13 protein-coding genes are annotated in these 14638 nt (G+C 37.5%); all 13 read right to left on the bottom strand.

The window, feature by feature from the left end; all coding sequences use genetic code 11:
- Position 1: 1 nt before the first annotated feature.
- The 13 genes from A4245_RS04735 to A4245_RS04675 all read right to left on the bottom strand — a co-directional run bounded on the left by A4245_RS04735 (position 2) and on the right by A4245_RS04675 (position 14579).
- Positions 2-238 carry a hypothetical protein gene (locus A4245_RS04735; protein ID WP_067726166.1) on the bottom strand — a complete coding sequence of 79 codons (237 nt, stop codon included), beginning with the start codon at positions 236-238 and terminating at the stop codon, positions 2-4.
- Between the two features lie 31 nt (positions 239-269).
- Positions 270-710 carry a hypothetical protein gene (locus tag A4245_RS04730; RefSeq protein WP_067726164.1) on the bottom strand — a complete coding sequence of 147 codons (441 nt, stop codon included), beginning with the start codon at positions 708-710 and terminating at the stop codon, positions 270-272.
- Between the two features lie 62 nt (positions 711-772).
- Positions 773-1516 carry an SDR family NAD(P)-dependent oxidoreductase gene (locus tag A4245_RS04725; protein WP_067726162.1) on the bottom strand — a complete coding sequence of 248 codons (744 nt, stop codon included), beginning with the start codon at positions 1514-1516 and terminating at the stop codon, positions 773-775.
- 39 nt (positions 1517-1555) lie between these two features.
- Positions 1556-3148: a long-chain-fatty-acid--CoA ligase gene (locus tag A4245_RS04720; RefSeq protein WP_234402348.1), complete on the bottom strand. Its 1593-nt coding sequence runs from the start codon at positions 3146-3148 to the stop codon at positions 1556-1558.
- A gap of 109 nt (positions 3149-3257) precedes the next feature.
- A complete protein-coding gene (locus tag A4245_RS04715) occupies positions 3258-4238 on the bottom strand; it encodes an NADPH:quinone oxidoreductase family protein (RefSeq protein WP_067726158.1) in 981 nt (326 codons plus the stop codon).
- A gap of 129 nt (positions 4239-4367) precedes the next feature.
- Positions 4368-5906, bottom strand: a complete 1539-nt coding sequence (locus A4245_RS04710; RefSeq protein WP_067726156.1) for an acyl-CoA carboxylase subunit beta — start codon at positions 5904-5906, stop codon at positions 4368-4370.
- A gap of 71 nt (positions 5907-5977) precedes the next feature.
- Complete coding sequence (locus tag A4245_RS04705) at positions 5978-7630, bottom strand: AMP-binding protein (RefSeq protein ID WP_234402347.1); 1653 nt, start codon at positions 7628-7630, stop codon at positions 5978-5980.
- 48 nt (positions 7631-7678) lie between these two features.
- Positions 7679-7888, bottom strand: coding sequence for an acetyl-CoA carboxylase biotin carboxyl carrier protein subunit (locus A4245_RS04700; RefSeq protein WP_067726152.1), 210 nt, complete (start codon positions 7886-7888; stop codon positions 7679-7681).
- A gap of 15 nt (positions 7889-7903) precedes the next feature.
- Positions 7904-9634 carry an AMP-binding protein gene (locus tag A4245_RS04695; protein WP_084268670.1) on the bottom strand — a complete coding sequence of 577 codons (1731 nt, stop codon included), beginning with the start codon at positions 9632-9634 and terminating at the stop codon, positions 7904-7906.
- Positions 9635-9650: 16 nt separating this feature from the next.
- A complete protein-coding gene (locus A4245_RS04690) occupies positions 9651-11204 on the bottom strand; it encodes an acyl-CoA carboxylase subunit beta (protein ID WP_067726149.1) in 1554 nt (517 codons plus the stop codon).
- 84 nt (positions 11205-11288) lie between these two features.
- On the bottom strand, positions 11289-12068 hold the full coding sequence (locus A4245_RS04685; RefSeq protein ID WP_067726147.1) for an enoyl-CoA hydratase: 780 nt from the start codon (positions 12066-12068) through the stop codon (positions 11289-11291).
- The gene (locus A4245_RS04680) at positions 12065-12949 is read right to left on the bottom strand and encodes a 3-hydroxyacyl-CoA dehydrogenase family protein (protein WP_067726145.1); all 885 of its coding nucleotides are present in this window, start codon (positions 12947-12949) and stop codon (positions 12065-12067) included. The genes A4245_RS04685 and A4245_RS04680 overlap by 4 nt, the downstream gene beginning before the upstream one ends.
- Before the next feature lie 28 nt (positions 12950-12977).
- On the bottom strand, positions 12978-14579 hold the full coding sequence (locus tag A4245_RS04675; protein WP_067726143.1) for a long-chain-fatty-acid--CoA ligase: 1602 nt from the start codon (positions 14577-14579) through the stop codon (positions 12978-12980).
- Positions 14580-14638 lie beyond the last annotated feature (59 nt).

The raw sequence follows: 14638 nt of genomic DNA, 5'->3' as shown, positions 1-14638 counted from the left end.
ATTACAGCCCCCTAGTTCCTTGGTTATTTTCTGTATGGGCATTTACCAGGGTTAATATAATTCCTGTTATTGGAGCAAGTAAGAATAGTAACGCCCCACCCCAGGCAAGTAGAGATACACCTAGTATTTTAATTTCGTAAGTCCAAGGCAGAAAAAACATAAGTACGTATAAAACAATACCGATAAGAAAGATTGCGTCTTTCTTTGGCATTTTAAACCAGTTCTTATTTTTTTCCATCACTATAACCTCCGATGTTTGTAAAACTTTATTAGTGATTACCTAGAAAACGCTTCCACTTTAGTTTTGTAATAGATTGGAGCAATACTGCAAATCTAAAACGTGGATACGCTGTAATATTCCAAGGTACATTAGTGCTTATACTAACAAATTCCTTTAGAACGGTTACTAGCTTTACACTAGTTCTTTTGTGATATCTAATTGATAAAAAAGTAATGCCATTAAAGTTTTTGGCTGTCCCTAGCAACGATGCGAAAATACGTGTTAGTGGATCAGCAGAAACATAGATTACATTAATTACAAAATTTTCTGTTTTAATAATATACTGTTCATTGTTAGAATCATACATAAAATTCGGTGAAGCTTTTTCTACTTCAAAAGGAATTCTCTGTTTTTCTAAGATCTGTTTAAATGTTTGAAAAGCTTCATTTTGGGATAGATTTGCATATACTTCCCATTTTTTGTTTAACACTGAATTCAATTCTCTCCTTTCATTAAACCATTTAAAAACCATTTAAGAATCAGTTGAGTTTATTAAAGGTTTAATGTACCACCATCAATGACAAGGGTTTCCCCAGTTATAAAAGATGCCTCATCTGATGCAAGAAATACAACAGCATTTGCTATTTCTTCTGGTTTTCCAATCCTTCTTAAAGCATTCGCAGTAGAAAGTATGGGCCACTTATCTGTTTTCTTCCAATCCTCTACCATGGTTGTATCCGTTATTCCCGGTGCTATTGCATTCACTCGTATATTCTTTCGCCCGAATTCGGTTGCAGCAGTTTTTGTTAATGTAATCACACCGCTTTTAGATGCGGAATAAGCAGATACAAGCTTCTGCCCTTTAATTCCAGCAATGCTTGCAGTATTAATAATAGAGCTACCGGACTTCATTTTCGGAATAGCGTATTTCATTCCAAGAAAGACACCTTTTATATTTATGTCCATCACTTTTTCCCATTCTTCTAAAGAAACATCAGGCAGTTTCTTTTCAACACTATTCACCCCTGCATTATTAAAGAAAATATCGAGTTTACCAAATGTATCTATTGCCATTTCCACCATATTCTTTACTTCTTCCGGGTTTGTCATGTCACAACGAATATATTCTGCTTCCCCCCCACTTTCCTGTATGATTGCTACCGTTTGTTGGGCGGCTTCTTCTCTAATATCTGCGACAACTACCTTTGCTCCCTCATTTGTGAATCGAATAGCCGTTTCTCTACCGATATCCCCTCCTCCGCCAGTAATAATTGCTACTTTATTTTCTAAACGCATGTCATCCACCCTTTCCAATATTGAACTAATAACTATTACCTAGGTTATATTTTTATTTGATAATTCTTCATTCCTAAGTTTTCGTTTTAAAAGTTTTCCAACACTAGACTTCGGAAGATTCTCCCTAAATTCTATAAATCTTGGAACTTTGTAAGCTGCTAAATTACTACGACAGAAAGTAATAATTTCTTCTTCCTTTATTATTTGATTTTCCTTTAATGTAATATAGGCTTTTACTGTTTCTCCTCTATATTCATCGGGTATACCTATTACGATTACTTCGTTTACTTGTCGAATTTGATAGATTACTTCCTCGATTTCTCGCGGGTAAACATTATAACCGCCCGCAATAATCATATCCTTCATACGATCAACGATATAAAAGTACCCATCTTGATCCATATAACCTATATCCCCTGTATGCAGCCATCCATTTCGTAATGCTATCCCCGTCTCCTCAGGATTATTCCAGTACCCTTTCATCATTTGAGGACCCCTGACAATAATCTCGCCCTCCGTTTTGTAAGAGGCTTCTTCCAACCCGTTATCTGTTTCAATAACAATTTTAGCCTCTGTTAATGGCAAAGGTACTCCAACACTACCTATTTTCATTTTTGAATGGGGATTGCTAATAGTTCCAGAAGTCATTTCAGATAATCCATATCCATCTGAAAGATATGCTTTCTTTCCCATTAATTTTTTAAAACTATTATATGTTTCCAACGGCATAGGAGAGCTGCCGCAAAAGAACACCTTAATATGTTCTATCCCATACGATTCAACATTAGGAAAATTAAGCATCGAGGTAAACATAGTTGGTACCCCAAAAAAGAATATAGGTTGTTCCTTCTTAATTAAATTCAATACGGATTCTGTTTCGAAACGTGGAAGGATGATTTGCTTATATCCAAATAGATAGCCCGTCATTGTTACACTTGCCAGTCCAAAGATGTGAAATAATGGCAAAAAACTTATAACCACTCGGTGTGCATCTTGGTCATATTCAAATTCTTTTAATAGAAACTCATTGACTAGCTCCGCTTGATTAACAAAGTTTTGATGAGTTAATATGACACCTTTTGACCTTCCAGTTGTACCGCCTGTATATTGAAGAACTGCAATATCTTCGTTTGGGTTTATTTCCACTTTTGGTGGAGGGGAATGATACGTTTCTAAAAAATCATCAAAGTACATATCATTCACATCAAGTTTTATATTTTTTTTATCGTTGAACTGTACAACGATTATTTTCTTTAGTAAGGTTTGATCTTGAACTCTTTTTACTCGTTCATAAACCGTGTCATGACAGATCATAAACTCAGCTTCTGTATCTTTCAATTGATAATCAATTTCTCTTTCCACATACATGGGATTTGTCTGAACTACGATTCCGCCTAACCTGATAACACCAAAGACAGAAAAAACGTATTGAGCACAATTCGGTAACATAATGGATAATCGGTCACCCTTCTTGAAACCCTGTTGAAAAAGGCAACCCGCTAACTTTTCAGATACCTGTTGAACCTCTTTATAGGTCCAAGAGTGATTTTCAAATTGAAGAGAGATTGCTTCACCAAATTTCTTAACTGCATCATCTAATAATTCAGTTAAAGACCTCTCCTTAATCTCCAAATTGGGATCTACATCATCAGGATAGGATTTTAACCATATTTTCTCTTTAGAGTTCAGACTACATCTCCACCTTTTCATTGACTTTTTATAAGGCTTTCATATATGTCCTTTAAGGGATCGCAATTAGCTTTCCATACGTTTTCCGATCTGCAAGTACCTCTAGTGCGTCTGGAACTCCATCGAAATAATACTCTTTATAAATCAACGGACGAACAGATCCTTCTTTATAAAGTCTAACTAACTCGTTATGAATCTTTATTACTTCCTCTGGGTTCTTTCTAGCAAACAACCCCCAGTGAACACCAACTATGGAATAATTTTTAACTAATGCATGATTAACAGGTGCTTCTGGAATACGACCTCCTGCAAAGCCAATTACTAAAATACGTCCATCAAAAGCAATACATTTACGAGAACGGTCAAATATATCTCCTCCTACTGGATCATAAATGACATCAGCACCCCGTCCATCTGTTTCTTTCTTAACAACAGATACAAAATCTTCAGAGGTATAATCAATAACAACATCCGCCCCTAATTCCTTACAAACCTTGATTTTCTCTGGACCTCCTGCTGTCGCAATAACCGTTGCTCCTTTTGCTTTACCCAACTGTATGGCAGCAGAACCTACTCCGCCAGCACCTGCATGTACTACAAGAACTTCTCCTTTTTGAAGTTTGCTTCGGTAGAATAAAGCATAATAGGATGTTTGGTAAGTAATAAACATTCCAGCAGCTTCACTTGCAGACATCGAATCTGGAATAACATAGACAGTATCCTCTGACACACTGACAAACTCAGATAACCCTCCATTTGGAAGTGGAGGTGTTGCAATTACACGTTGCCCCACTTTGAGTATAGAATTATCCCCTACTTCACGAATAACCCCAGCTATTTCTGCACCAGGTGTAAATGGAAGTGGGGGTTTTTCCTGATATTTTCCCTGACACAGTAAAATGTCAAAGAAATTGAGCGAGGATGCTTCTACCTCTATCAACACTTCATTCTCTTTTACTTCTGGTCGCTCCGTTTCTAATAATTCCAATACATCTTTAGGATCACCTAATTTTGTCACTTTCCAGCTACGCATCTTTATTCCTCCCATAAAATTCACCATTTTATCTTTTCGTTAAATTAAAATACTAAACGTACGGTATGTTAGGTAAATTTATTATATAATATATTTTCCGAATATTCAATACATGTTTTATTTATTTTTCTAAAATCCTGTTGGCCAATTTGCTAGGTTTTTCTCACTCATTGATCCATTTTTAGCACAAGCATATTCTAAAGTTTGACTTAAAAACTTTCTTGTATCTCTTGGATCAATAACATCATCAATCAAATACTTACCAGCCGCTTTATATGGCGAACTATCAAATCCCCATGATTTTAATAATTCCGAACGTTCTTCCTTAATATTTTCTGTGTTTTCCAACTCCCGGCCATATACCACATTGATACCTACTTCTGGTCCTGTAAAGTTAATTTCAGCTATCGGCCATGCCACAACAAAATCCGCTCCCATTGTCGGTCCACACATATTACCATAAGCTGCACCAATACTTTTTCGAATGACTACGGAAATTTTAGGTACAGTAGATTGTGCTAACGCCTGATTCCACATCATGATCTTTGTTGGCATTTTAAGCTTTTCAGCATCACTCGACACACGGAATCCTGGTATATCATGAAAAAAAATTAACGGAATATTATAGGAGTCACATAAACAAATGAAATCGGTTGCTTTTTCACATTCCTTGGCACCAGCAGCGCCTGCAAAATGCATGGGTTGATTAGCAACTATTCCAACTACTCTTCCATTTATTCTAGATAAAACGGTGATAAGAGCCTTTCCATAAGTCGGTTTCATCTCAAAAAAGTCCCCATCATCCACGATTAATTCAATGACCCTTTTCATATCGTAGGCACGTTTTCTTCGGGTAGGCACGATATTTACAACTTTATCTAATCTGCGATATGGGTCGTCGTTAGTTTCTTTATAATTCGGCTCCTCCCCTGCGTGCTGCGGCATATATTCAAGGAATCTCTTTATTTTTTCAATCGAATCCTCTTCGCTCTCAGAAAACTCATCCGCCTGCCCTGTGTACTCCGCATGGATATTCCATCCACCCAGTTCTTCATTTGATACTTTTTCTCCTGTCGCTACTTCGAGCATCCTAGGTCCAGCAACAGCCATTGTTGTTCCCTTCACTTGTGTAACAAAGTCTGATGATACCGCTGTCCAGGTTGGACCACCAAAGCTATCTCCTAGGATGGAGGTGATCATTGGAACTTGCCGACAATGTAGTAGTAGTTCTTGTGGAAATAATACTTGACTAATTCCATCTGATCCCATTCCATCAGGCATACGCAATCCGCCGCCCTCCATTAAATTAATCAAGGGAATACCACGTTTTACGGCATAATCATGTAATGCCTTCGTTTTTCGAAAATATACCCTTCCCTCTGTACCAGCAAAAACTGTTTTATCTGCAGCCTGCACAACAATTGGACGTCCATTAACTTTCCCAAGTCCGGTAACAATACCATCACCAGCACTTTTATGTTCTTGTCCTTCTTCATCTGAGTGTGCTAGTAAACCTAGTTCTAAAAATGAGCCTTGATCCACTAATTTATCTATTCTCTCCCTAGCAGTATAAAAGCCTAGCTCATGCAGGTGTTTAATTTTATTCTTTCCTCCCCCAAATTTCGCCATTTCTTTTCTTTTTAATAATTCTTGGATATCCTTTTCCATGATTGATCTCCTCTTTTGTAAGACTATTACGTACATTAGATTAAAATAAATTATAATCTGTCATCTTAAATCTATTCTTTCAAAAGTCTCCTCAGTACTTTTCCAGAGCTTGTTGCTGGAAGACTATCGATAAATTCCACTGAACGCGGATATTTATAAGCAGCCATTTTTTCTTTTGCCCAATCTATCATTTCATCCTCGCTAACCTTCCCTTTGTATGGAGGTTTCAATACGATAAATGCTTTGACACTTTCCTCTCTTTTCGAATCAGGAACACCAATACAGGCAACTTGGGATATAGCTTCGTGTTCACTCATTAGTGCTTCAACATCTTCTGGAAACACACTAAAACCAGATGATTTAATCATTTCCTTTACACGTCCATGGAAATATAAATACCCATCTTCATCTATAGAACCAATATCACCTGTGAATACCCATCCATTGTGTAATGTTTCCGCCGTTGCTTCAGGTCTATTTAAATATCCCTTAAAAACACCCGGATTCTTTACGACAATTTCCCCTTGCTCTCCAGGATGAAGGGATTCTTCTGTTTCTGGATTAACAATTCGAAGCTCTGTATCATACGTGACTATACCGCATGAACCAAATTTAATTTGTTGGATAGGCATAAAGGTGTCGCATGTATGTGTTTCAGTCAAACCATATGATGCTTCAAGTAAAACACAACCGTTTGTTAGCTCTTTCCAATCACTTGCTAACTTTTCGTCTACCTTCATTCCGAAACTCGTTGCAAAATTCAACTCAAGTGAAGACAGGTCTCTTTTCTCAATACCAGGGTAATTTAATATAGCCGCATTCATTGTTGCAACGGTATATAATTTGTTGATTTTATAATCTTCTATTGCTTGAATAGCTGCTCCAGGATCAAAACGAGTAAGAAGAACACAGGATAGCGCTCTATACACAGGAATATTGACCCCCATTACCATTCCGGCAATATGGCATAGTGGTGCGCTAGCTATGGTATTATCCTCTTGTTCCAATCGATATCCGTGCACTGTGGCAGCAGTTTTGAATAACGCATTTCCATATGTTAACATAGCAGCTTTTGGTCTACCTGTAGTTCCAGAAGTAAAAACCATTAGCCCAACATCATTCCATATATCGATTTCTTCTATTTCCATTAACGGGTCAGTAGAGTAAATCATTCTTTCCATATCAAATGTGCTATCTATATATTTCTTTTCGGTCTTTAATTCATTAGGTATAGGAAGAGTTAAATTATCAGGAAGAAAATCAGCATAATTAGTTGTAACTATTAATTGAAGAGACGGAGTTTGATCTTTAATAGTCTCGATATTTTGATAAAGTTCTTGCCCAGCTATTACCGCTTTAATTTCAGCCTCAGTAATAAAATAATCTAGTTCCGATGCCTTATACATTGGATTTAGCGGGACAACGGCAGCACCAAGCATTTGTATGGCATAATGGCCTATCAAATATTGGGGACAATTTTGCATATACAGTGCTACTCGATCACCCTTACCAATGCCTTGACTTTTAAGACAACTAGCAAGACGACGTGTATAACCCACTAATTGCTTCCAAGAAATATTATTTCCATAATATATATATCCTGGCTCATCTGGATGTTCTCTTGCATTTTGAATTAAATATTCATGAAGAGGTTTTTCACCTAAACGGTATTCCAATTTTTCTGGAAGGTCTTTTGGCCAGCTTTTCCTTAATATTGTTTTCACGTTTTTCTCCTCCCTTAAATAATTAGTATCTATTTGTTTCATATCAAATTAGTCAACAACAATTAAAATATCACCCTCGTTAACAAAATCACCTTCATTTATCTTAACCTCACTTACCCTGCCACCTTGCTCTGCTCCAATCGGTATTTCCATTTTCATTGACTCTAAAATAACCACATCCTGTTCTACGCTGATTTCATCACCAACACTAACTAATACCTTCCAAACACTTCCTGCCATATTCGCTTTAATCTCCATTATAGAACTACTCCCTTAGTAATTAGATTTTTCAATTAATTCGTTTTGAAACATCTCTTTTAATTTGTACTTTTCAACTTTATTTGTAGGGGTTCGAGGTAACTCTGATATTAATTTAATATATTTAGGCCACATAAATTTTGGCATAGTTTCCTGTGTCCATTTTTTTAAGTCCTCTACTTGTAGATCATCAGAATTAGCAACTGCATATACAACAATATCATCTTCATCCCCTTGCGCTGCTAATACTGGAAAAGCAGCACATACATTCACATCTTTATGTTGATTCACCATATCTTCAACTTGATAAGAAGAGATGTTCTCTCCTTTATGTCGAATTACATCTTTCATCCGGTCTACAAAATAATAATTCTCTTGTTCATCTTTATAGCCTGCATCTCCTGTATGAAACCACAAGTTCTTAAATGCATTTACGGTTGCTCTAGGTGTATTGAAATATTCATTGAGTTGGAGATGTGGATAGCGAGGCCTTAAGACAAGCTGACCAGTCTCATTCGGACCACATTCTTCATCATAATCATTTACAACTGCGGCCTCATAAAATGTTGTTGCTTTACCCATATATCCTTTGGCCAAATCTTGGTTCCCTTTCTGGAAAGGAATCCCTAGTTTATTGGAAATTTTTAATGTCTCTTTCCTTGTAAATCCTTTGAACAGGCCTTTAGGTGTCCCTTGGCCTTCTTCTAATTCGTCTATAATTCCGACAAATCCAACTCCCGCTTCCGTTTGTCCATAACCAGCTGAAACAAAATTAATGCCAAATCTTTTCGCTACTTCATGATGATACTTAGGAAGTGGTTGCATATGGACACGTGTTAATGTATTTACATGATCATTTTCACTAGGTTCTTTATTCATAAGCCAAGGAATCATAATATCTAAGAGTATTGCATTCGATGCCTTGCTTACTTTTATTCTTTTCCAAAAATCATTAGAACTAAATTTATCCCAAAGTGCAACGGTACAACCTAGAAAAGCAGCTCTAGCAACCAATGCAAACGCACCCCCAACATGATACATTGGTAAATCATTATAGATTATATCTTCTTGCTTATTAAATACTCGGAACATATACGTATAACCGTGAATCCATCGATAAGATTGAACGACTCCTTTTGCATTACCTGTTGTGCCAGAAGTGTAAATAATGTTTGCATTATCGTAGTATTTTAGAGTGACTTCTGGATTCTTTGTATTACCAGAAACCATATCATCAAACGATACGGAGGGAAGTTTCCCATGTAACTCCACATCCTTTAGCTCTGGTTGATAATCATGATCTCCTTTCTTTGGATCATATACAACTACAGATAAAGGGAACAACTTAGAATGAACATCATTTAACAATGGAACCATCTGTCTTTCTGTAATGAACATACTCGGCTGTGTATCATTAATTTGATAGGATAGTAATCTCCCTTTATAATTAAAGTTAATTGGACAATAGACAGCCCCTGCTTTCCATACACCAAACATGGCAATAGTAGTAACAAGTGGATTCCTTAAGAAAAGAGAAATACGATCTCCTTTTTTAATTCCCTTTTTTATTAAATTATTTGCAAAGGCATTTGCTAGTTGATTGAATGTCCGATATGAAATAGACTGATTTTCCTCGCCATAATAGATAAACGTTTTATCTCCAATTGCTTCCGCCCATCTTTCTAGTTTTTTGGTAACTAGTTCTTCTTCCGTACCCAATGTTTCTTCAAAACGCTTTATTTCCACTATAATCCCCTCTTTCTTAAGGCCGCATAGTATGTCTTGATGGTCCTAGATGCTGAGGTAATAGGTTATATGCATCGTCAACCCAATCACATAAAAGTGGTCTTGTATCCCTTGGGTCAATAATTTCTTCTATACCAAATGCTTCTGCTGTCCTTAGTGGAGAACGGACACTCTCCATCTGTTCCGCTAACTCCTCCAGTAATGCCTGAGGATTATCACTTGCTTCTAATTTCCGTTTATAAGCTACCTGTATACCCCCTTCAACTGGTAAGGAACCCCAATCACCAGATGGCCAAGCATATCTGAAGTGCAATCCATGACCATTAATCATTCCAGCACCACCAACTCCAAACACCCTTCTCATGATAATTTCAATCATGGGTACGGTTGCCTGATAGATAGCTGAGATGGCACGAACTCCTTTCCGAATTGTTCCTCTCTTCTCAGCCGCAAGACCGATTGAAATTCCTGGTTGATCAACTAGGTTAACAATCGGTAAATGGAATGTTTCACATAAATCTACAAAACGCTCTATTTTTTCACAGCTTTCTACGGTTAATCCCCCACCAGCCACATACGAATCATTTGCTAGGAAACCAACAGGATGGCCATCTAAGCGTGCGAATCCAGTTACTGTTCCGCCACCGAAGTAACGCCCCATCTCAAAAATTGAATTCTTATCAAAAATCATTTTTAGAATAGGACGTATTTTATATGGTGTTCTTCGGTTTTTAGGAATAACTGAAATCAGCTCATCTTCTCTTCTATTACGGTCATCATTTGTATCATTTACAGGTGGCAATTGAAATACATTACTTGGAAGATAGGTTAAAAACTTCCTAATATGTTCAAAAGCTTCGTCCTCTGTTTTTACAATATTATCAATTGCTCCACTTGAACGGTGGACTTGTGTACCGCCAAGTTCTTCTTTCGTCAGGTTTTGACCAACACCAAAATTAACAATTTGAGGTCCCGCGACAAACAGTTGAGATATTTCTTCGACCATGACGGAAAAATGTGAAGCAGTAACTCGTGCAGCCCCTAAACCAGCAACAGAACCTAAACATGCTCCAACAACGGGAACTCTCCCCATGTTTCTAACAACGTAATCCCAAGCAGGATTAACCGGGACATAAGTGTGACCCTCTGTTTCAAGAAATGTCACGCTACCGCCCCCACCTGTTCCGTCTACAAGCCTAACCATTGGTAATTGTAAATCATGCGCTAATTGTTCCGAATATATTTGCTTTTCCTTGATAGCCCCATCTGCTGCCCCGCCTCGAACAGTGAAATCATCAGCGCCGATGACAACTTTTCTTCCATCAATCTCTCCTGTTCCTATTAAGAAGTTAGCTGGAGTAAAGTTCTTTAATTCATTTCCCTGATATTCCGCTTTTCCAGCAATTGCACCCTTCTCATGAAATGTGTTCTTATCTAAGAGATGATTAATTCTTTCCCGTACGGTTAATTTCCCTCTAGATCGGTGCTTTTCTACGTTTTTCTCCCCACCCATTTCCTTTGCTAACTTTTCCCTTTTTCTTAACTCATTAATTTCTGGTTGCCAGCTCACATCTATTCCTCCTCTCCCGTACTAAGTGGAAGGTGATTAAACCCTAGTAAGAAGAAATTTTATCATCCTACTAGACTATTCATTTTAATTATGTTTAAATTGTGGCTTTCTTTTTTCGATAAATGCCGCTACCCCTTCTTTAATATCCTCCGTTTGGAATACCTCTTCAAAAAGGGCAGCCTCATTTTCTATCCCTTTGCTTAATTCCATTTCAAGTCCTCTATCCACTGCCTCCTTAATTAGTGATAGCGCGGGTAGTGACATCGCCGCAATCTGTTTGGCCATTTTCATAGCTTTTTCAAAGGAAGCCCCATTTTCTACTACATGGTTTACTAACCCAATTCTTTCAGCTTCTTTTGAGGTTATTGGATCACCTATATACATCATTTCTTTTGCTTTTGCCTCCCCAATAAGCCGCGGAAGTCGTTGCGTTCCTGCTCCACCCGGGAATAGACCTAGCTTAATTTCAGGAAATCCCAGCCGTGTATCTTCTTCGGCAATACGAATATCACAAGTTAATGCAAGCTCTAATCCCCCACCGAAAGTAAGACCATCTAGAACAGCAATCGTTGGTTTCGGTAAATTATCCAAGTCATTTAGAACGCCATGCATAAACATGACTTCTTCTTTCATATTGGGGTTATTCATCATCTGCGGAAATTCCTTAATATCTGCTCCTGCCATAAAGGCTTTATTGCCGGCAGTTCTTAATAGTACACTTACCACTTCTTTATCTTCCTTAATCTCTGTCGTAATTACTTTTAGTTCTTTTTGTACTTGCTGATTAAGCACATTTAATGGGGGATTGTCGATTGTGATGACTGCAATTCCGTCATCTTTTTCCCAAGAAACTAGGTTCGTCATTTCATCACTGCTCCTTTTGTATAATCATACCAACCTCTACCGGTTTTTCTTCCAAGATTACCTTGTTTTACTTTTTCTTCAATTGACCTAGCTGGTTTATCTTTCGAATCCCCTGTTTCCTCATAGAGTTGTAGATTTGCATAGTAACCAACATCAATTCCAGAAAGGTCTGCCAATTCAAATGGGCCAAGTGGATGGCTTAAAGCCTTTTTGGCAATCAAATCTATATCCTTAAAATCTGCATAGCCATTCTCATATAAGTAAATAGCTTCATTTGAAAGAGCAAATAGCAAACGATTAGCTATAAATCCATAAATTTCCTTTTCTAGTAAGACTCCGGTTCGATCAAGACGCTCACAAAAGGCCATAGCCACCTGGGCTGTTTCATCGGATGTCTGATCACTTTTAACTATTTCTACGCAATCCATGACCAGTGGCGGAAAGAAAAAGTGCATATTTATCACTTTCTCTGGTCTTGTTGTTACATCTGCAATTTTGGAATTTACAATTGTTGAACTATTTGTTGCTAAGACTGCATGCTTCGGTGCTAATTTCTCTAGTTTAGAAAAGATTTCTCTTTTCACATCTAGTTTCTCCACTACTGCCTCAATCACTAGATCTGCTTCACTAACTGCTGTTTCTAAATCTGTTGTAAGTTGTAATCTTGAGAAAGCAGTATTTTTTTCATCCTCTGTAATTTTGTTCTTTTTCACCCACTCATTCATGCGGCTTTCCAATGTTGATTTGGCTTTATCCAATGCCTTTCCGTCAATATCCTGTAAGTAAGTCTCATAACCTCCTAGGGCACAGAGCATAGATATTTGATGCCCCATGGACCCTGCTCCTAAAACAGCAACCTTTTGAACTTGATCTATATTCATCACTATTTTCCTCCCTCAATCCTATGATTTATTTAGAGGATTCTTCACGAATTTTCCTCCTAAGGATTTTCCCAACACCAGTCTTTGGAAGTTCCTTTCTGAACTCAATAATACGGGGTACTTTGTATGCAGAAAGATTTTTCCTACAATAATTAATCAATTCTTCTTCTGTACACGTACTTCCTTCTTTTAAGACAATAACTGCTTTAACCGTTTCCCCTCGGTAGGAATCTGGCACTCCGACAACTACTGCTTCTTGAATAGACGGATGCTCGTATAATACCTCCTCGACATCCCGTGGATAAACATTATAGCCACTTGCTATTATCAGATCTTTCTTTCGATCCACGATATAAAGGTAGCCATCTTCATCCATATAGGCAATATCGCCAGTATAAAGCCAACCATTTCGTAATGTTTGGGCGGATTCATCAGGCATATTCCAATAACCCTTCATTATTTGAGGACCTTTAATAATAATCTCTCCCACCTCACCAGGAGGAAGCTCGTTATCGCCAGTACTTAAATCCACAATCTTATAATCTGTGCTTGGTACACCAATTCCAACACTGCCTGGTTTCCTAGCAGCAAATAACGGATTACAGTGTGTTGTCGGTGAACTTTCGGAAAGTCCATAGCCTTCTGCTATTTTCGCTCCAGTTTTTTCTTCAAAGGCTCGCATAATTTCAACTGGCATCGGTGCGCTTCCACTATTACAAATTTCTATACTATCGAGACCATACTCACTCACCTTAGGATGATTAATTAGTGCAATATACATTGTAGGTACACCAGGGAATGAAGTTGGCTGAACTGATTTAATAGTTTCAAGGACCTCATCCACATCAAATCTAGGCAATAAAATATTCATTGCAGCTGTATAAATCGATAGATTCATACACGAGCTCATTCCATAAACATGGAATAATGGAATAACACTTAGAAACCTTTCTTTCCCCATATCAATAGCATCTTGAAAAAATTCATATGACTGCTTAATATTTGCTAAAAGATTGCGATGCGTTAACATTACTCCTTTTGAGCGTCCTGTTGTTCCACCTGTATACTGTAGAATAGCTATATCTTCACTAGGATTGCTTTCAACTCTGACCGGCTTATTATTAATATTTTTTAAAAAGGATTGGAATCCCGTAGCAAAATCGTCTGTTGTATCTGGCCCCTCGAGATTTACCTTAATCACATTTTTCACGGAAGTATTATCGATTACTTGATTCAGTACAGGTAATAGTGGTTCATATATAACAATGGTCTCTGCTCCCGAGTCGTTTAATATATATTCCAATTCTTTACCGACAAGCATAGGATTTAATTGAGTAACAATTCCGCCAGCTTGTAGTATCCCGTAGTAACTAATCACATACTGCGGACAGTTGGGCAACATGATAGCCGCTCGATCACCTTTTTTTATTCCTTTTTGCTGAAGGGCCGATGTAAATGCATTAACAAGATTACCAAGCTCTTTATAGGTCGTTTCCTTTCCAAAAAAATAGAGTGCTTTGTTGTCCCCATACTTTGAGACTGTTTCTCTTAACATATCAGCTAAAGATATATCAGGAATAGTTATTTCCTTAGAGATATGTTCCGGATAATACTCCAACCATTTTCTCATTACGATTCCTCCCCTAGAGAAGTTTTGAGATATCGTATCATATTGCCCAAATTTAAAGA

This window comes from Oceanobacillus damuensis, assembly GCF_001618145.1.
Lineage (GTDB): Bacteria > Bacillota > Bacilli > Bacillales > Amphibacillaceae > Oceanobacillus > Oceanobacillus damuensis.
The sequence above is the reverse complement of the archived record's forward strand: the minus strand, read 5'-3'. Positions and strand labels throughout refer to the sequence as shown.